Source organism: Nocardiopsis sp. iso_237 (assembly GCF_056173345.1).
Genome location: NZ_CM149669.1, coordinates 3,795,072 through 3,813,636 on the forward strand (window position 1 = coordinate 3,795,072; position 18,565 = coordinate 3,813,636).

At 73.5% G+C, this 18,565-nt stretch carries 17 protein-coding genes; 7 read left to right on the plus strand and 10 right to left on the minus strand.

The genetic code is table 11. The features are described 5' to 3' along the window. Positions 1-32: 32 nt before the first annotated feature. Positions 33-971 (minus strand): DMT family transporter, encoded by a 939-nt coding sequence (locus tag AC0VYM_RS17450; protein WP_475453434.1) that lies wholly within the window; start codon positions 969-971, stop codon positions 33-35. A 37-nt stretch (positions 972-1,008) separates the two neighbouring features. Between AC0VYM_RS17450 and AC0VYM_RS17455 the strand changes: the two genes are divergently transcribed. Beyond that, positions 1,009-2,415 (plus strand): aminotransferase-like domain-containing protein, encoded by a 1,407-nt coding sequence (locus AC0VYM_RS17455; RefSeq protein WP_475453437.1) that lies wholly within the window; start codon positions 1,009-1,011, stop codon positions 2,413-2,415. A gap of 21 nt (positions 2,416-2,436) precedes the next feature. On the opposite strand, the gene AC0VYM_RS17460 is transcribed toward AC0VYM_RS17455, so the two are convergent. Further along, positions 2,437-3,003, minus strand: a complete 567-nt coding sequence (locus AC0VYM_RS17460) for a TIGR03086 family metal-binding protein (protein ID WP_475453439.1) — start codon at positions 3,001-3,003, stop codon at positions 2,437-2,439. Between the two features lie 128 nt (positions 3,004-3,131). Between AC0VYM_RS17460 and AC0VYM_RS17465 the strand changes: the two genes are divergently transcribed. The 3 genes from AC0VYM_RS17465 to AC0VYM_RS17475 are packed head-to-tail and all read left to right on the plus strand — an operon-like array spanning position 3,132 to position 6,222. Further along, positions 3,132-4,310, plus strand: coding sequence for a saccharopine dehydrogenase family protein (locus tag AC0VYM_RS17465; protein WP_475453442.1), 1,179 nt, complete (start codon positions 3,132-3,134; stop codon positions 4,308-4,310). Positions 4,311-4,356: 46 nt separating this feature from the next. After that, the gene (locus AC0VYM_RS17470) at positions 4,357-5,268 is read left to right on the plus strand and encodes a patatin-like phospholipase family protein (protein WP_475453444.1); all 912 of its coding nucleotides are present in this window, start codon (positions 4,357-4,359) and stop codon (positions 5,266-5,268) included. 33 nt (positions 5,269-5,301) lie between these two features. After that, the gene (locus tag AC0VYM_RS17475; protein ID WP_475453447.1) at positions 5,302-6,222 is read left to right on the plus strand and encodes an LLM class flavin-dependent oxidoreductase; all 921 of its coding nucleotides are present in this window, start codon (positions 5,302-5,304) and stop codon (positions 6,220-6,222) included. 259 nt (positions 6,223-6,481) lie between these two features. Here AC0VYM_RS17475 and AC0VYM_RS17480 read toward each other — a convergent pair whose 3' ends face one another. From AC0VYM_RS17480 to AC0VYM_RS17490, 3 genes are all read right to left on the minus strand, one after another. Continuing rightward, positions 6,482-7,483, minus strand: coding sequence for a hypothetical protein (locus AC0VYM_RS17480; RefSeq protein ID WP_475453449.1), 1,002 nt, complete (start codon positions 7,481-7,483; stop codon positions 6,482-6,484). A 320-nt stretch (positions 7,484-7,803) separates the two neighbouring features. Then, positions 7,804-9,297 carry an aminopeptidase P family protein gene (locus tag AC0VYM_RS17485; protein ID WP_475453452.1) on the minus strand — a complete coding sequence of 498 codons (1,494 nt, stop codon included), beginning with the start codon at positions 9,295-9,297 and terminating at the stop codon, positions 7,804-7,806. A gap of 163 nt (positions 9,298-9,460) precedes the next feature. Continuing rightward, entirely contained in the window at positions 9,461-9,994 is a 534-nt protein-coding gene (locus AC0VYM_RS17490) for a GNAT family N-acetyltransferase (RefSeq protein WP_475453454.1), read from the minus strand. A 162-nt stretch (positions 9,995-10,156) separates the two neighbouring features. On the opposite strand from AC0VYM_RS17490, the gene AC0VYM_RS17495 reads away from it, so the two are divergent. Then, complete coding sequence (locus AC0VYM_RS17495; RefSeq protein WP_475453457.1) at positions 10,157-11,254, plus strand: pyridoxal-phosphate-dependent aminotransferase family protein; 1,098 nt, start codon at positions 10,157-10,159, stop codon at positions 11,252-11,254. Positions 11,255-11,299: 45 nt separating this feature from the next. On the opposite strand, the gene AC0VYM_RS17500 is transcribed toward AC0VYM_RS17495, so the two are convergent. Both AC0VYM_RS17500 and AC0VYM_RS17505 read right to left on the minus strand, forming a co-directional pair. Further along, positions 11,300-11,521 carry a DUF3099 domain-containing protein gene (locus tag AC0VYM_RS17500; RefSeq protein WP_475453459.1) on the minus strand — a complete coding sequence of 74 codons (222 nt, stop codon included), beginning with the start codon at positions 11,519-11,521 and terminating at the stop codon, positions 11,300-11,302. 46 nt (positions 11,522-11,567) lie between these two features. Beyond that, on the minus strand, positions 11,568-12,515 hold the full coding sequence (locus tag AC0VYM_RS17505; RefSeq protein ID WP_475453462.1) for an oxygenase MpaB family protein: 948 nt from the start codon (positions 12,513-12,515) through the stop codon (positions 11,568-11,570). 190 nt (positions 12,516-12,705) lie between these two features. Here AC0VYM_RS17505 and AC0VYM_RS17510 point away from each other — a divergent pair, with 190 nt between their 5' ends. Beyond that, a complete protein-coding gene (locus tag AC0VYM_RS17510; RefSeq protein ID WP_475453464.1) occupies positions 12,706-13,419 on the plus strand; it encodes a nuclear transport factor 2 family protein in 714 nt (237 codons plus the stop codon). Between the two features lie 16 nt (positions 13,420-13,435). On the opposite strand, the gene AC0VYM_RS17515 is transcribed toward AC0VYM_RS17510, so the two are convergent. Together AC0VYM_RS17515 and AC0VYM_RS17520 are read right to left on the minus strand one after the other, a co-directional pair. Beyond that, complete coding sequence (locus tag AC0VYM_RS17515) at positions 13,436-14,125, minus strand: response regulator (RefSeq protein WP_475453467.1); 690 nt, start codon at positions 14,123-14,125, stop codon at positions 13,436-13,438. Beyond that, a complete protein-coding gene (locus AC0VYM_RS17520; RefSeq protein ID WP_475453470.1) occupies positions 14,092-15,507 on the minus strand; it encodes a sensor histidine kinase in 1,416 nt (471 codons plus the stop codon). The genes AC0VYM_RS17515 and AC0VYM_RS17520 overlap by 34 nt, the downstream gene beginning before the upstream one ends. A 137-nt stretch (positions 15,508-15,644) precedes the next feature. Between AC0VYM_RS17520 and purB the strand changes: the two genes are divergently transcribed. Next, on the plus strand, positions 15,645-17,075 hold the full coding sequence (gene purB / locus AC0VYM_RS17525; protein WP_475453472.1) for an adenylosuccinate lyase: 1,431 nt from the start codon (positions 15,645-15,647) through the stop codon (positions 17,073-17,075). Between the two features lie 75 nt (positions 17,076-17,150). Here the strand turns inward: purB and AC0VYM_RS17530 are convergent, their stop codons facing one another. Then, positions 17,151-18,401 carry a sensor histidine kinase gene (locus AC0VYM_RS17530; protein WP_475453475.1) on the minus strand — a complete coding sequence of 417 codons (1,251 nt, stop codon included), beginning with the start codon at positions 18,399-18,401 and terminating at the stop codon, positions 17,151-17,153. Positions 18,402-18,565: the final 164 nt, after the last annotated feature.

The window sequence follows — 18,565 nt, forward strand, 5'->3', positions numbered from 1 at the left end:
GGTGGTGGGACCGGCTCGGCGCCCTCGTGCGCTCAACGGTCCGGGTCCCGGCCCCCGCGCGTCGCGGACCGGCGCGCCCCCGCCGTCGCCCGGCCCAGCCTGGACCGGACGGCGACCGTGGCGCACAGCACCACCGCGGCCCCGCCGAGGACCGTGGGCCAGGTCAACCGCTCCCCGAGCAGCAGCGCGGCCCATGCCAGGGTCATCACCGGCTGGGTGAGCTGGATCTGGCTGACCCGGGTCATCGGGCCGATCGCCAGACCCCGGTACCAGGCGAAGAAGCCCAGGTACATACTGACCACCGCCAGGTAGGCGAACGAGGCCCACTCGGCCGGGGTCCCGCTCGGCGGCTGCTGGGCCACCGCGACCCCGCACAGGGCGATCATGAGCGGCGCGGCGAGCACCAGCGCCCAGGACACCGTCTGCCAGGCACCCAGTTCCCGAGCGAGGAGACCGCCCTCCGCGTAGCCGATCGCGGCCGCGACGACCGCGCCGAGCAGCAGCAGGTCCGACCAGACGAGGCCGTGACCGCCTCCCGCTCCCTGGACGGCCGCGAAGCCCGCCGCAGCGACCGCGCCCACCGCCGCCATGGCCCAGAACACCGCCGGGGGCCGTTCGTGGCCGCGCAGCACCGCCGTCACGGCGGTCGCGGCGGGCAGCAGGGCGATCACGACCGCGCCGTGGCTGGCCGAGGCGGTGGTGAGGGCGAACGAGGTGAGGAGCGGGAACCCGGCCACCACGCCACCGGCGACGAAGGCGAGGCGGAGCCACTGGGAGCCCCGGGGCGGGCGCTGCCGGGTGAGCGTGAGCGCGACGGCCGCCAACAGGGCGGCGACCACGCCGCGAGCCGATCCGACGAACAGGGGCGACAGGGTCCCGCCCGCCACGGCCACGCGGGTGAGCGGCACCGTCAGGGAGAAGGCCGCGACCCCGAGCAGCCCCCACCAGAGCCCGGTTCGCGTGGATAGCACTTGGGTCTGATGGAGAGTAGCGCTACTATTGATCCTCATGTCCAACGATAGCAGTGCGCGCATTATCGAAGGGCTGAGCGCGTGGATCGCCCAGGCCCCGCCCGGGGCACGTCTGCCCTCCACCCGCGCGCTGGTGGCCGAGTACGCGGCCAGCCCGGTCACGGTGCAGAAGGCGCTGCGGACACTGGCCGCCCGGGGGACCGTGGAGAGCCGTCCGGGCGTGGGCACCTTCGTACGCGCGGTCCGGGTCGCCCGGCCCCACGACTACGGCTGGCAGACGGCCGCGCTCGGCACTCCACGGCACCGCTCCCCCGGACTGAACACGGCGCTGCGCACCCCGCCCAACGACGCGATAGCGCTCCACTCGGGTTACCCGGACCGGGACCTGCTTCCGGAGCGCCTGGTGCGCGCGGCCTTCGCGCGCGCCGCCCGGGGCGAGGCCACCGTGAGTCGGCCTCCGGCCACCGGGCTGCCGGACCTCCAGACCTGGTTCGCCCACGGCCTCGGCGCCCACACGCCCGCGGGGGTCACGCCCCCCGCTTCCGCTGACGTGCTCGTCCTCCCCGGAAGCCAGAGCGGGCTGGGCTCGGTGTTCCGCTCCCTGGTCGGCGCCGGTCGGCCGCTCCTGATCGAGTCGCCCACCTACTGGGGCGCCACGCGCGCGGCCGCGCAGGCGGGCGTGGAGACGGTCCCGGTCCCCAGCGGGACCGACGGCCCCGACCCGGACGTGCTGGACCGCGCGTTCGAGCGGACCGGGGCACGGGTGCTGTACGCGCAGCCCAACTTCGCCAACCCCACCGGGGCCCGTTGGTCCACCGACCTCGGTGACCGGGTGCTGGAGACCGTGCGCCGCCACGGCGCGTTCCTGGTGGAGGACGACTGGGCGCACGACCTCGGGATCGACGCGGAGCCGACCCCTCTGGCGGCGCGGGACGACGCCGGGCACGTGGTCTACCTGCGCTCTCTCACCAAGAGCGTGTCCCCGTCCGTGCGCGTGGCCGGGATGGTCCTCCGGGGCCCCGCGAGGGAGCGCATCCTCGCCGACGTGCAGGCCGAGGCCATGTATGTCAGCGGGGTGTTGCAGGAGGTGGCTCTCGACGTCGTGACCCGGCCCGCCTGGCGCACCCACCTGCGGGGGCTGCGCCAGCAGCTGGCCGCCCGCCGCGACCTGCTGGTCGAGGCGCTGCGGGAGCACGCGCCCACCGCCTACCTTGCGGCGGTCCCCCGGGGCGGGCTCAACCTGTGGCTGCGCCTGCCGGACGCCACCGACCTGCCCCGTGTGGTCCGTGAGTGCGAGGAGGCGGGGGTCCTCGTGGCTCCGGGCGGTGAGTGGTTCCCCGCCGAACCCACCGGCCCCCACCTGCGGCTCAACTACGCGGGCCCCCGACCCGGCGCCTTCCCCGAGGGGGCGCGCGTGCTGGGCCGGGCCCTCGCGCACGGCTGAGGACGCTCCGGGGACTCCGGCCTAGGCCCGGCGCCCGGTCAGGGCGAGGAGGCGGGTCTGGGGGTCGGCGTCGGCGTCGACGGGCACCCGCTCCGCGAACAGGCTACTCCCGGACAGGACCGCGGAGTTCTCACTCGCCCAGGGCAGGAGCTCCGCGACCAGACCGGGGTCGAGCCGTTCGTCGGCACCGACCGCCCTGGCCAGGTCCCAGGCGTGGACCCCGAGGTCGAAGGTCATCTGCCACAGGTACACGTGGCCCGGGACGTCACCGAAGGACAGGTGGACCGTCCGCTCCGGCGCGGAGGGGGCCAGCCACGCGGTGCGGGCCTCACGGGAGGCCACGGACCACGTGGTGGCCGGTTCCTCGCCGAGCATGTCGCCGTCGAAGCGGTCCCCCACCTCCTCGATGGTCGCCCCGTCGAGCAGGGACGGAACCCACATCTGTTCGGCGGTGAGGTGGTTGACCAGGTCGTGCACGTCCCATTCCGTGCAGGGGGTGGGTCGCGCCCAGTCGGTCAGGGCCACCTCCGCCACGCGGCGGTCGAACTCCGCCATCGCGGTGCCGTGCAGGTCGACCAGGTCGGCCATGGTGTCTCCCCGTGTTCGGATTCCGTTCCGGGGCTGCCTACCCGGTACCCCCGGCGCGCCAAACCGGTTCGCCCCGGCGTGCGAGACTGAGGGTGGCGCATGGAGCAGATCTGAGAGGTTGGACCCCCGTGGAACGCGGTCATGACATCGTCCTGTTCGGCGCGACCGGCTACACCGGGGCGCTGACCGCCGAGTACCTGGCCACCAACGCCCCGCGCGGTCTGCGGTGGGCGCTCGCGGGCCGGGACCGGGACCGGCTGGAGGCGGTGCGGGCGGAGCTGGCCGAGATCGACCCGGACCGGCCGCTGCCGGAGCTGCTGCTGGCCGACGTCGACGACACCGCCTCGATCCGCGCCCTCGCCGCGTCGGCTCGGGTGGTGATCTCCACGGTGGGACCCTACGGCGAGCACGGCGAACCCCTGGTGGCCGCCTGCGCGGCCGAGGGCACCGACTACGTGGACCTGTGCGGCGAGCCCGCCTTCGTGGACCTCGTGTACGTCCGGCACCACGCCACCGCCGTGCGCACCGGGGCGCGGATCGTGCACGCGTGCGGATTCGACTCCATCCCCCACGACCTCGGCGTGCTGTTCACCGTGGAGCGGCTGCCCGAGGGGGTGCCGTTGCACGTGGAGGGGTTCGTCCGGGCTCAGGGGAACGTCTCGGGTGGCACCCTGCACTCGGCCGTGGACGCCTTCGCGGATCCGGCGGGCATGCTGGAGGCGGCCCGGGAGCGGCGCCGGGTCGAGGAGGCCCCCCACGACCGTCGGGTCCGGATCGACCGCCGCGGCCGTCCGCGCACCCGGCTGGCCCGGGGATGGACCGTCCCGCTGCCCACCCTGGACCCCCAGGTGGTGGTCCGGTCGGCGGCGGCCCTCGAACGCTACGGACCGGACTTCACCTACGGCCACTACGCGGCCTTCCGGCGGTTCGGCAGCGCCGTCGGCGCGGTCGGCGCGGCGGCCGGGGTGATGGCGGCCGCCCAGGTGTCGCCGTTGCGGGACCGCCTGAAGTCGCTCCGTCCGCCCGGTGCGGGCCCCACCGAGGAGCAGCTCGCCAACGGGTGGTTCACCGTGCACTTCGCGGGCTCGGGCGGTGGTCGGCGGGTACACACGCTGGTGTCGGGCGGCGAGCCCGGGTACGGGGCCACCTCGGGGATGCTCGCGGAGTCGGCGCTGTGCCTGTGGCAGGACGACCTGCCGCCGACCTCCGGCCAGGTGACCACCGCCGTGGCCATGGGCGGGGCGCTCATCCGGAGGCTGCACCGGGCCGGGATCGACTTCGAGGTCCTGCGCACGGTCGAGGACTGAGGGAGGCGACCCCCGCCCGGCCGGGACCCCTTCCTAGACTGTCCGGGTGACAGACGCGTCCGAGACCCCCCGTGGCACCACGCCCGTTCCCAGCGATCCCACGGCCTCCCCCTCCGGAGCACGCGACCCCGGCCCGGTGGCCTTCGTCCTCGGCGGCGGCGGGGTGCGCGGTGCCGTCGAGGTGGGCATGATCCGCGCGCTGCTGGAGGAGGGGATCACCCCGGACCTCGTGGTGGGAACCTCCATCGGCGCGATCAACGGCGCGGTGCTGGCCGCCGACCCCTCGTGGGAGGCGGTGGAGCGGCTGACCCGGACCTGGACCTCCGAGGAGGCCAACACGGTCTTCGGGGAGGCGGTGGGCCGTCAGCTGCACCGCATCGTGACGACCCGCACCCACCTGATCTCGCCCGAGCCGCTGCGCCGCCTGCTGGTGAAGATGCTGGGCCCGGATCCCGTGTTCGAGGACCTGGCGGTACCGCTGCGGGTGGTGGCGGCCAGCATCGAACGCGCCGCCGAGCACTGGTTCTCGGAGGGGCCGCTGATCGAGGCCGTGCTGGCCTCCTCGGCCGTCCCGGGGCTGCTGCCGCCGACCCGGATCGACGGTGAGCACTTCATGGACGGCGGGATCGTCAACTCCATCCCGATCGAGGCCGCCGTGCGTGCGGGCGCGCGCACGGTGTACGTGTTGCAGGTGGGACGGGTGGAGGAACCGCTGTCGGTACCGGCCAACCCGGTGGAGACGGCGCGGGTCGCCTTCGAGATCGCACGCCGCCACCGCTTCGCCCGGGACCTGGCGACACTGCCCGAGGACGTCCGGCTGCACGTGCTGCCCAGCGGGGGTTCCTTGGAGGGCGACGACAGGCCGCTGGCGTTCCGGAGGCTGGACACCGTACGGCGTCGGATCGACCGTGCGTACGAGGCGTCCCGGGGATACCTCACCGGGGCCGGGGCGACTTGACCTCAACCATTGTTGAGCGTTCAGGGTGGTGGTATGAGCATGATCGAGATCGGCGCGGTGCTGCCCACCGCCATGGACGAACTGACCGATCCCGGGACCCCGGGAGTCGCCCTGGCCGCCAGGGCGGTCGAGGAGCGCGACCTGGAGTCACTGTGGGTGGCCGACCTGGTCCTGGGTGACGGGACACCCGCCCTGGAACCGACCCTGGCCCTGGCCGCGGCGGCCTCCGTCACCCGGGGGGTCCGGCTGGGCTTCGGGGTCCTGTCCGTACCGCCCAGACCCGCCCCCTGGCTGGCCACGCAGGTCGCCACGCTCCAACACCTGTCCGCCGACCGGATCATCCTGGGCGTGGGCGTCGGCGGCTTCCCCGACTCACCCCTGTGGCGGGCGCTGGGCGTCCCCTCCACGGGGCGCGGCCGGACCACCGACGCCGTGCTCGACCTCCTGCCGCCACTGGTCACCGGCGAGGAGGTCCGTATCGCGTCGGCCGACACGGCGCTGCGGCTGGCCCCGCCCGCGCCCATGCCGCCGCTCCTCGTGGGCGGCGGCGAGCGGGCCTTCGAGCGGATCCTGCGGCTGGGCGCCGGGTGGTTCCCCTCCCAGCTCTCCCCCGCCGTCCTGGAAGCGGCCGTGGGACTCCTGCGTGGCCGCGCCGAGGAACGGGGGCTCCCCCGTCCACCGGTGACCGTGGGAGGCCACCTCATCCTCGGGGAGGGGCCCTCGGCCCGCGAGGCACACGACACCCTGGTCCGGCAACTCGTCGAGGAGCACGGTGTCCCCGAGGAGGAGGCCGTCCAGGCGCCGATCACGGCGCGGACCCCCGAGGAACTCGCGGAGGTCTACGCGGCGTACGCGGAGGCCGGGGCGGACCGCGTCGTCGCGAGCGCGGACAACGTGGGATGGATGGAGCAGTTGGACTTCGTGGCCGAGGCCCGCGCCCTGCTGCCCGGCTAGACCACGGGTTCCGCCCGGCCTCGGCTAGGTCGTGTTTTTTGGATCATTCCTCCCGCCCGTCGCCCGCCACCACCCTCAACGGACGCCTTCGGCGCTGTGTCCTCGCGTTACCACCAGGCTGCCTCTCACTGCGCCGATGAAGCTCGGACAGCCAACCCCGGGCTGCCTCTCGCTCCACGGCTTGCGAGAGATTGCTTGGAGGCCGCTCGCATCGATGGCGGCTCCGCCGCCACCCGCGAAAGCATCCAAAAAACACTCCCTAAACCGTCACGTGCAGGGCGTAGACGCCCTCGGTGGTGGCCAGGACCACCACCCGGTCCGGGGCGGCGACCAGGTCCTCCAGCTCGCCCGGCCAGGTTCCGGGGATCTCCACGACCGGCTGTCCCGGGCGGTCCAGGTACCGGACGCGCAACCGGTCCAGGTACCAGGAGCCCAGGCCGCCGGGGCGGGCGTCCTCCTCCTGGTAGACGGCGACCGCCTCGCCCTCCCACTCGGCCAGGGAGACCAGCGTGCGCGGCCCGCCCAGCTCAGCGACCAGTTCCAGGTCGGGCAGGGAGTGGATGCGGCCCGCGACCGCCAGCAGGGATCGGCCGCCCACCCGGGCCGCCACGGTCTCCGAGTCGGCGTGGCTCTCCACCTCGCCCAGGTACTCGCCGTCCTCCAGCCGGTACACGCGCTCACGGGGGTGTTCGTAGTCAGCGAGGATGACCGGGTCGAACCCCGGGTCCTGCCCCGGTGCGACCAGGAAGTCACCGGCGAAGGACATCCGCTCCCCCCGGGCCTCGTGGCCGGGCCGGGAGTCGGTGAGGTCGGGGACGGTCGCCCCCGTGAACGGGTCCACCGCCCACCACCGGGTGCCGCCGTCGCCGTCCTCACCGAAGAGGAGGACCACCGCCTCCTTGTCCAGGACGCGCAGGGCCACGTCGTCGGGCCACAGCTCTCCGGGCTCCGCGAGGTCGGTCTCCAGCAGGGACGTGCCGGTGCTCGGGTCGCGCACCGTCACCGAACGCCGGGAGGCCTGCACCAGGACCGTGCCGGGCCACTCCTGTCCCTCGGGTGACCGCGCCAGGTTGACCGGCCCCTGCGCCTCGAAGGCGGTGCCCAGGGGACGCAGTGAGCGGGTGTCGAAGGCCCGCGCCTCGTACCGCGACTTCCTGGGGTCGGGGTTGGGGTCGACGTCGCCGTGGACGAGGACCGTCCGCTCCGCCAGGAACAGGCGGGGAAACCTCAGCCCCCTGCGCCACAGCCGTTCCGCGCGCACGCCTGAACCTCCCCCAGTTCTGTCTTACGTATCCGCTCGCCACAAAAACCGTAGCGGGTGCCAGATCGGACCGCCCCCTGATCGGGGAGGCCGTAGGTGGATCAGCACTGATGGTTCCACACCAGCCCCGGTGAATATCCGGACAGGGCGGTCATGCCCCACTCCAACCCCGGAACGGGCTCGGGCTACGGACAGCCGAAACCCGTCGACCACTTCCGGCGGACCGGCCCGCCGGTGACCGAATCCCAGGACGGCGCCAACGGCGACGGGCCGCCTCCCGCGAAGGGAGGACGGCCCGTGCGCTCTCGGCGGCGTCGCGGTCAGCGCGGCAGGCGCTCGGCCAGCCAGGCCTCGACGTCGGCGGAGGACCTCGGGAGCCCGGCCGACATCACGGTGCGGCCCTCCTCGGTCACCAGGACGTCGTCCTCGATGCGCACGCCGATGCCGCGCAGCTCCTCGGGGACGGTGAGGTCGTCGGGCTGGAAGTACAGGCCCGGCTCCACGGTGAGGACCATGCCCGGCTTCAGGTCGCCGTACAGGTGGTTCTCCTGGCGGGAGACGGCGCAGTCGTGCACGTCCATGCCGAGCATGTGGCCGGTGCCGTGCAGGGTGTACCGGCGCTGGAGGCCCAGCTCCAGGACGCGGTCCACCGGACCCTCGAGCAGGCCCCACTCGACCAGGCCCTCGGCCAGCGCGCGCTGGGAGGCCTCGTGGAAGGCGGTGAAGGGCCGACCCGGGGCCACGGCCGCGATCCCGGCCTCCTGCGCCTCGTAGACGAGGTCGTAGACCTTGCGCTGGAGGTCGGTGAAGGTGCCCGAGACCGGCATGGTGCGGGTGACGTCGGCGGTGTAGAGGGTGGTGGTCTCCACTCCGGCGTCCAGCAGGAGGAGGTCGCCCTCGCGGACCGGGCCGTCGTTGCGGGTCCAGTGCAGGGTGGTGGCGTTGGCTCCGGAGGCGGCGATGGTGCCGTAACCGACGTCGTTGCCCTCCACGCGGGCGCGCAGGAAGAAGGTGCCCTCCACGTAGCGCTCGGAGGTGTCCCTGGCCTGCGGGAGAGCCTTGGCGACGTCGCCGAAGCCGCGCACGGTGGCGTCCACGGCCAGCTGGAGCTGGGCGACCTCCCACTCGTCCTTGACGAGGCGGTGGTCGGCCAGGGCGACGCCGAGGTCCTCGTCCAGCTGCGCGGACTTGGCGCGGGCCTCGTCGTCGGCGTCGGCGCGCAGCTCGTCCACCAGGGCGTCGATCTCGGCGTCGTGGCCGCGCACCACACGGGTGGTGACGGAGGCGTCGGCGCGCAGGGCGGCGGGCAGCAGGCGCACGTCGGCGGTGGCCACGCCCAACAGGTCGGCGGCCTCACCGAGGCTGTTGCGGCGGCCGGTCCACAGCTCGCCGTAGCCGCCGAGCCAGAACTCGCCGTTGTCGCGGTTGGAGCGCGGCTTGAGGTGGAGGACCACGTCGTGGCCGCCGTCGGCCTTCGGGGTGAACACGAGGCAGTTGCCGTCGGTGGTGTCACCGGTGAGGTAGGCGTAGTCGGTGGCGGCGCGGAAGGGGTACTCGGTGTCGTTGGAGCGGGTCAGGAGCTGACCGGAGGGGATGACCAGCCGGTCGCCGGGGAAGGCGGCGCTGAGCGCGGCCCGGCGGCGGGCCGTGTGCTCGGCCTGCTCGACCGGTTCGAGGTCCCGCAGTTCGGTGTCGGCCCAGCCGGTGGTCATCCACGCCGCGAGCTCGTCGGAGACCGACTGCGCCTGGCCGTTCTTGCGCGGCCTGAACACGGGGGCGTCGACCTCGGCCTCGGGACGCTGCTGCTCGCTCACGTTGTGACTCTCCAAGTGTTCGTCGAAAGGGTGCGGGGAGCGGGGACCGCTGGTGGCGGCCTCCTCATCATCGTACGGGGGCGTTCGTACCCTTGTCCGCACGCCGGACATAGCGCTCCCCATAACGTCCGGACCAGCGCAGGCAGGCCCGTGCGCCCGGGGGTCAGGCCAGGTCGTGGGCGAAGGGGATGGCCTTCGGGTAGGGCAGTTCCTCCACGGTGGCGGGGTCCACCCAGCGGTAGCCGATCCGCTCGTACAGGGCGACGGCCTCGGGCTGGGAGGGGCCGGTGAACAGGACGACCCGGGAGTAGCCGAGGTCGCGCGCGGCGCCCTCCAGCGCGTTCATGATCCGGCGGCCCAGACCGCGCCGCCGGTGCCGGGCACTGGTCCACACACGCTTGAACTCGACGGTGTCGGCCTGGCTCGCGCGGTCCCGGCGGTACGGGCGCAGGGCTCCCCCGGCCACGACCTCCCCGTCGAGCTCGGCCAGGACCAGGCAGCCGTGCGGGGCGACGAACTCGGTGACCGGGTAGCGGCTGAGCTCGGTCGCGGCGCCCTCGGCGCCGTAGCGTTCGGTGTACTCCTCCAGGAGTCCGGCGAGCAGCCCCTCCACCCGGGGGTCGTCGTGGGCCACACGCAGCATGCGCACGCCGTCGGTGTCGGCTCCGGTGGCCGTCTCGGTGTTGGTCTCGGTCATGGTTGCTCGGGCGTGCGGGCACCAGCCTCCGGCTGGGCGGGAGACGCCCGCCTCCTTCCTTGTTCGGGCCCATTCGGGGGACGGTTGCGAGGCGGACGGGCACGCACGGCCCCGGAACACCCCGTTTGGGCCCGACCGGCCCTTCCCGGCTAGTGTTCGACCATGTCAGTCAGCGAACGCACCCTACTGGGACCCGGTCCGAGCAACCCCTACCCGGAGGCGACTCTGGGCCTGGCGGCCCCGCTCCTCGGGCACCTGGACCCCGAGTTCATCACCCTGCTGGAACGCACCTGCGAGCGGCTGCGTTCCCTCTGGGGCACCGAGAACCCGCTCACACTCCCGCTCTCCGGCACCGGCTCCCTCGGGATGGAGACCGCCTTCGCCAACACCGTGCACCCCGGTGACGTCGTGGTCGTGGCGGTGAACGGCCTGTTCGGTGAGCGGATGTGCGAGGTCGCCGGGCGCTACGGCGCCGAGGTGGTCCGGGTCGACCACGAGTGGGGCCGACCCGTGGACGTCCAGCGCGTCCTGGACGCCCACCCCGCCCCGAAGCTGGTGGCGGCCGTGCACGCGGAGACCTCCACCGGCGTGGTCAGCGACATCGGCGCCCTGGGCCGGGCCCTGCGTGAGCGGTCCGACGACACCCTGCTGCTGGCGGACTGCGTCACCTCGCTGGGCGGCATGCCGATGTCCCTGGACGAGTGGCGGGTGGACATCGCCTACTCCGGCACCCAGAAATGCCTGGGCGTGGCTCCGGGGCTGGCCCCCTTCACCTTCTCCGAGCGGGCCTGGGAGCGCAGGGTGCAGGCCCCGCCCGTGTGGTACGTGGACCTCGGCCTGCTCGGCGCGTACGTGCGCGGCGGCCCGGGCGGGCGCGCCTACCACCACACCGCCCCGACCGCGATGGTCGCCTCCCTGGACGCCGCGCTCGCGCGGATCGAGGAGGAGGGCGTGGACTCCGTCTCCGCCCGCCACGAGGCGGCTGGTGCGCGCCTGCGCGAGGGCCTGCAGAAGATGGGCCTGGAGCTGTTCGCCGCCGAGGGCCACCGGCTGTCGCAGCTGACCTCGGTGCGCGTTCCCGACGGGGTGGACTCGGGCAAGGTCCGTGAGCGGCTGCTGCGCGACTACGGCCTGGAGATCGGCGCCGGTGTGGGCCCCCACGCGGCGACGGTGTGGCGGATCGGTCTGATGGGCCACAACGCCCGTCTGGACCGCGCCGAGCTGGCCCTGAGCGCCCTGCGGCGCGTCCTGGAGCGCTGACCCCGGGTACGGGTCCCGACGCGGGGGTCGGCGTGTTCGTCCGACCTACTCGGCGTTGGGCCCGTACCTGTTGTCGTGGTCGCGCGGGTCGTCCGGGTCGGAGATGCTCCCGAGCGTCACCGCGACGGGCGGCAGCACCATGGCGACCAGGCACATCGCCACCGCCCAGCCCGTGCCGAACACGTAGTACACGGGGGTGGCGCCGACGAACAGCACCAGGCACGTCCCCATGACGAGCGCGTACCGGATCTTCCTGCGTTTGACCATGTCACCTCCGGTGGACCGATGGTGAGGTCTCCCCCCTCAGTCCACGTTAGCCCCGCGGTGTCGGGGAGGGTCGAGGCCCGGTTCCGGGGACGGTACCCCGGAGCGGCCGGGGGTCGGCGGTGCGGCGCGCCGCGCGCAGGCCGTCCTCCACCCGGTACCCGGCCGCGAGGAGCCGCCGTCTGGCCTCGTTCGCGCTGCGCACGGTGGCCTCGTCGAAGATCCGGTCGTAGTGGCGCTCGGGCACCCGGTTGAGCCCCGAGCGCAGCGCCCGCAGGCCCACGGTGGCCGCCGTGTCCGCCCCGGGGACCTCCGGAAGCGTCCCGTAGGCCCTGCGCGCCCACCGGGGCAGGGTGGCGTACGACAGGGCGCCGACCGGGAACCAGAGGGGCCTGAGCGGCGTGAGCCAGGCGAGCCGTTCGGGGAGGCTGGGCCACAGCAGGAACCGCACCGCCCGCCGGGCCTCGGGGGTCACGCGCAGGGTGGGCCGGACCGCCGCCAGGTAGCGGCGCATGGCGGCGACGTCGCGGGGGACGTCTCCGGGTGAGAGGCCGACCAGGGTGGCGGTGTGCGCCTGTTCGTCGAGGTAGCGGTCGCGGTCGGCGGCGCTCAGTTCCACCCCGGCACGGTGGCAGGTCTCCAGGTAGGAGCTGACCTCGGCGCAGTGCACCCACACGAGCAGGTCGTGCTGGTCGACACGGTGGAGTCGGCCGCTGACGGGGTCGGTGAAGCCCAGCGCGCGGTGGACGCGGCGCACGTGCCGCCCGAGGGCCTCGGCCTCGGCCAGGCTGCCGTAGGTGGTGACCGCCACGAAGTGCGCGGTGCGCATCAGGCGCCCGGTGGGGTCGGAGCGGAAGTCGGAGCGCTGCCAGACCCCCTGCATGGCGATCGGGTGCAGCGCCTGGAGCATGAGCGCGCGCACGCCCGCCACCCACATGGAGCGGTCCAGGTGCACCCTCCAGGTGACGCTCTCGGGAGCGGCGACCGTGGGCCTCATCCTGCCTCCTTCGGGGGGTACGGTGCGTTCCCCTCCGCGCCACCGGTCGATCCCCCTCCCCGGCCCGGGCAAACCCAGGCCTGACCCGGGATTGGTCGAACCGGGAGCTGGGGGGCGAGGAGAGTGGAGGGAGAGGCACCCGTGAGTCCGACGTGCCTACTGAAGTTCCCAGCGGAAAGGGGCCCGCACCATGTCTGTCAACACCAGCGGCACGGAATTCGACATCGACGTGTTCCGGCGCGCCGTCGAGGACGGTGACACCGACACCCTCGTAGGCCAGTTCGCGGAGGACGCGGACATGGAGACCGTCGACCGCCGCACCCCGCCCAGCGCACCCACCGTCCTGCACGGACGCGCGTCGATCGAGGAGCAGATCCGCCAGGTCTACTCGATGGACCTGGACCACGAGGTCCTGGAGTGCGTGACGGACGGCGACCACGCCGCCTACACGGAACTGTGCACCTACCCGGACGGCCTCGCCGTCAGGAGCATCTCCATGCTGGACCTGGAGGACGGCCGGATCGTCCACCAGTCCATGGTGCAGGCCTGGGACGAGGAGTCCCCGAGCGCCGTGCGGATCGGTGACTTCGACGCCTCCGACGAACGCATGGAGTTCGACCACGGGCACGCCGAGTCCGTGCACCTGGGCGGCCAGAGCCTCAACCGCCTCACCCTGGAACCGGGGTGGCGCTGGAGCGAGCACATCGGCCCCGCCGCGGGCACGGACCTGTGCATGGCCACCCACTCGCTCACCCTGCTGAGCGGAACCATGCGGTTCCGCACCTCCGACGGCTCCGAAAGCGAGCTGCGGGCGGGCCAGGTGGCGTTCGTACCGCCCGGTCACGACGCCTGGGTCGTGGGCGACGAGACCGTGGTCGTCGTGGACCGGTCCATGGACGGTTGAGCGACCGCCTCCGGGTTCAGTCGGCCTGCGCGCGAAGGAAGGCCAGGACCGCCTGGACCCGGCGGTGCACGTCGTCGTCGGGCGGCAGGTCGAGCTTGGCGAGGATGTTGCCCACGTGCTTGCCGACCGCCGCGTCGCTCACGACGAGCTTGCGGGCGATGGCCCCGTTCGAGTGCCCCTCGGCCATCAGCTCCAGCACCTGCCGCTCCCGGGCGGTCAGGCGTTCCAGCGGGTCGGAACTGCGGCGCAGCAGCTGCCGGACCACCTCGGGGTCCACGAAGGTGGCGCCCTCCACGACCCTGCGCAGGACCGAGGCGAACTCGCGGACGTCCCCCACCCGCTGCTTGAGCAGGTAGCCCACGCCCTTGCCGTCGCCGGAGTCGAGCAGGTCGGTGGCGTAGCTGAGCTCCACGTACTGGCTGAGTGCCACCACCGCCAGCCCCGGGTCGTCCTTGCGCAGCCGCACGGCGGCGCGCAGGCCCTCGTCGGTGAAGTCGGGGGGCATGCGGATGTCGGTGACGACCAGTCGGGGCCGGTGTTCGGTGACCGCCTCGACCAGGGCGTCGCCGTCCTCGACCGCCGCCACCACGGGGAAGCCGAAGCGCTCCAGGACGCCCACCAGACCCTCCCGCAGGAGCACGCCGTCCTCCGCGAGCACGGTGGGTACGGGGGTCACGGCGTCGGGTTCGCGGGGATCGGACCGCACGGCAGCTCCACTCGGATTCGGGTCGGCCCGCCTTCGGGGCTCGTGAGTCCCATTGTCCCGCCCATGACGGCGACCCGGTCACCGAGTCCGGTCAGCCCGCTGCCGTGGGCGGCGTCGGCCCCGCCGACGCCGTCGTCGGTGACCTCCACGGTGAGGACGGCGGTTCCGTCCCCCCGCGCCGTGCCGGGGGCTCCGGCCGTCGCGGCCCTGGGGTCTCCGGGTGCCAGGTGAGCGCGCACGGTCACGGCGTCGGCCCGGGCGTGCTTGTAGACGTTGGTCAGTGCCTCCGCGACGACGAAGTAGGCGGTGCCCTCCACGTGCGGGGGCAACCGGTGCGGGATCGCGGTCTCCACGGTGACGGGGACCGGGCAGTGGTCGGCCAGTTCCTGGAGGGCGTCGCGCAGTCCCCGGTCGGTGAGCACGCGCGGGTGGATGCCGCGCACCAGTTCGCGGAGCTCGGTGATGAGGTCGTCGACCTTGGTCTGTGCGGCCGCCACACGGAGATCGGCCGGGGAGCCCTCGTCCAGGTCCACGCGGGCCATGCCCAGGTCCATGCTGAGCGCCACGAGACGCTGCTGGGCGCCGTCGTGCAGGTCGCGTTCGATCCGGCGGCGCTCGTACTCGAAGGCGTTGACCAGACGGGCGCGGGACTCGGTGACCTGGTCGAGTTCGGCGCGGAGCACCTCCTTGGGCGGTCCGACCAGCAGGGCCCGGGCGATCACTCCGTGGCCGTAGGACATGAGCCCGCAGGCGTAGAGGAGGAGGGCCGCGGTGAACGGGGCGGCGAAGGCGTAGGGAAGGGCCTCGGACGGCGTGGTGAGGGTGGTCCAGCCGAGGGCGATGGGGCCCTCGTTCTCGTCGAGCAGCAGGACGGGGGCCGCCGCCAGGACCGCGGTGACCACCGTCAGTGTGACGGTCACCAGCAGGGTCAGGCCGAAGACCGGGAACATGACGGCGGCGTAGGCGACCTCGCGCCAGGTGGCGGCCTCGGAGTAGCGGGTGCGCACCCAGCCCCCCAGCCCCGCTGGAGGGGGCCGGTGCCCGCTGCGGTTCTCCTCAGGCATCACCAGGTACAGGCGCCGACGCTCCAGGGCCCCCAGGGGGATGGCCACCAGCGGCGCGAAGCAGAGCACCGTGAGCAGCCCGAACAGGAACCACGACGCCTGCCCGCCGGCGTCGTGGCCGTTCCCCAGCCGCGCCACGAACACGGCCCAGGGCGCGTACACGGGCATCGCAGCGACGACCAGCGTTCCCCCGACGACCAGGGTGGTGAGCGAGTAGGCCAGGGACCGCCACGGCCAGGCCGAGAGCAGGTACCGGGGGCTGGCGAGCGACTGGAGCAGCGTGCTCGGCCCTCTGCGACGGACGTTCGGGGAGATCATGCCCCCAACGCTAGGGCGCGGCGCGGGGCGGGGACATCCGCCGGGCCCACCGGTTCGGGGTAGGGACGGCACTACCGGTGAACTGGGGCTGGACCGACGCGCGCCCGGCCCGTCCGGGGGCGATAGGGTGGGACGACGTGAGCGCGAAACCTGTGATCCCCGATGTCCTGGCCGCCCGCTACGCGTCCGCGGAGCTGACCCGGCTGTGGTCCCCTGAGTACAAGGTGGTCGCCGAGAGGCGGCTGTGGCTGGCCGTGCTCCGTGCCCAGGCGCGTCTGGGCGTGGACGTTCCGGCCGGAGTGGTGGCGGACTACGAGAAGGTCCTCGAACAGGTCGACCTGGCCTCCATCGCCGCGCGCGAGCGGGTCACCCGGCACGACGTGAAGGCCCGGATCGAGGAGTTCAACGCCCTCGCCGGTCACGAGCACGTCCACAAGGGCATGACCTCGCGCGACCTCACCGAGAACGTCGAGCAGCTCCAGGTCCGCGACAGCCTGCTGCTGGTGCGCGACCGCGTGGTGGCGCTGCTGGCCCGGCTCGGCCGGCTCTCCGCCGAGTACGGCGAGACGGTCATGGCGGGCCGTTCCCACAACGTGGCCGCGCAGGCCACCACTCTGGGCAAGCGGTTCGCGTCGATCGCGGACGAGGTGCTGGTGGCCCTCGGGCGCCTGGACGAACTGATCGCCCGGTACCCGCTGCGCGGGATCAAGGGCCCGGTGGGCACCGCCCAGGACATGCTGGACCTGCTCGGCGGCGACCGTGCGGCGCTGGACGCGCTGGAGGACGAGGTCGCCTCCCACCTGGGCTTCGAGCACCGGTTCACCAGTGTGGGCCAGGTGTACCCGCGTTCGCTGGACTTCGAGGTGCTGACCTCGCTGGTGCAGCTGGCCGCCGGTCCGTCCTCGCTGGCCAGGACGATCCGTCTGATGGCCGGGCACGAACTGGTCACCGAGGGCTTCGCCGAGGGCCAGGTGGGCTCGTCCGCGATGCCGCACAAGATGAACACGCGTTCGTGCGAGCGGGTCAACGGCCTCACCGTGATCCTGCGCGGGTACGCGTCGATGACCGGTGAGCTGGCGGGCGACCAGTGGAACGAGGGCGACGTGTCGTGCTCGGTGGTGCGCCGGGTCGCGCTGCCGGACGCGTTCTTCGCCTTCGACGGGCTCGTCGAGACCATGCTGACGGTGCTGGACGAGTTCGGTGCCTTCCCCGCCGTGGTCTCCGCGGAACTGGACCGCTACCTGCCGTTCCTGGCCACCACCAAGATGCTGATGGCGGCGGTGCGCGCCGGGGTGGGCCGCGAGACCGCGCACGAGCTCATCAAGGAGCACGCGGTGGGCTCGGCTCTGGCCATGCGGCAGGAGGGCGTGGGCAACCAGCTGCTGGACCGGCTGGCCGCCGACGAGCGCTTCCCGCTGGACCGCGCCGCCCTGGACGCGCTGCTGGCCGACCGGATCACCTTCACGGGGGCCGCCGCCGACCAGGTGGCCGCCGTGGTGGCGCGGATCGAGGAGATCACCTCCGCCCGTCCGGAGGCCGCCGCCTACACGCCCGGTTCGATCCTGTAGGTCCGTACTCCGTCGGGGCTCGGGTGGCGCGTGGCGCCCCCGGGCCCCTTCGTGGTTCCAGGGCCGTCGCGGGCGTCAGGCGGGTTCGGGCCCGGCGTCCACCGCCGTGGGGAGTTCGGCGCTCAGTCGCCATCCGCCGTCCGAGGTCACCTCGGAGGTGAGTCGGCCCTCCAGCGCGCCCACCCGCTCCCGTAGCCCGGACAGCCCGTACCCGCTCGCGGGCGGCGGCACGAGGTCGCTCGGCGGTTCCGCGTTGGTGACCTCCACGGTCAGGGTGCCCGCGCCCAGCTGGAGGGTGACGGTCACGTCGGCCCCGGGCGCGTGCTTGGCGGCGTTGGTCACGCCCTCCTTCACCACCTGGAAGGCGGCGCGCTGGACGGCGAGCGGGAGGTCGTCCACCCCCGGGAGCCCGTCCCGGAGTTCGACGGCCATCCCCGCCTCGCGCCACTCGTCGAGCAGTTCCCGTACCCGTTCCAGGGTGGGCTGCGGCTGCGCGGGTGCGGGCCCGGAGGGCTGTTCTCGCAGCACACCGAGGATGTCGCGCAGCTCCCCCAGGGCCTGGCGTCCCGTCCCCCGGATGAGCCCGGCGGTCTCCAGGGCCCGGGGATCGCTGGTGGAGACCTCCAGACCTCCCGCGTGCAGGACGATGAGGCTGACCCGGTGGGCGACGACGTCGTGCATCTCGCGGGCGATGCGGTTGCGTTCGGCGCTCACCGCGCGCTCCGCGAGCAGGTGCCGCTCCCGGTCGAGCCGTGCGGCCCGCTCCCTGAGCCCGTCCACCAGCTCGCGGCGGGTGCCCACGTACAGCCCGAGTGCCAGGAGCAGCAGCACGGCCATCACGCCCATGAACACGATGTCGGGGGCGTTCCGGAAGGCCAGCACGATCCCGGCGGTGTAGGCCAGGGACCACGCCACCGGGGAGACCGGCCCCCTGGCGTGGACGGCGTGGGAGTAGACCGCCACGAGCACCGGGATGACGTTGCCGAACCCCACGAGCAGCAGGAGCGCCGACCCCAGCAGCCACAGGGGCCGGGTACGCCGTACCAGCATGGTCGCCGTCACGCCCAGCACGGGGAGCCCGTAGTACAGCAGCCCCGGCAGTTCGGGCCCGTAGCGGGCGGATTCGGCCTCGAAGAACTCCCCTGTCCAGGCTCCGACCAGGCCCCAGCCGTCCATGGACTGGATCTGGAACTGGAGGGTCAGGAGCACGGTCCCCAGCGCGTACAGCCAGTCGGCGACGGTCCAGCGCCACTCGCGTCGGCGGAGGGGGTCCAGGCCGCGCCATCGGGCGAGGCAGCGGCTGGGGTGAGGGATCCGGGTGCGCATGTGGGCTGAGTGTAGGACGCCCGCCCCCGTGTCCGGACCGTGGGACGGTTCCCCTCGGCGCGTGCCCCCCACGAAAGTGGGGGGCGGGACCGACCATGGACACGCGGTGGTGGTCTCCACCCGGTACTTCGGAGACACCGAGGTTCCGCCTCCGGACGCATGCC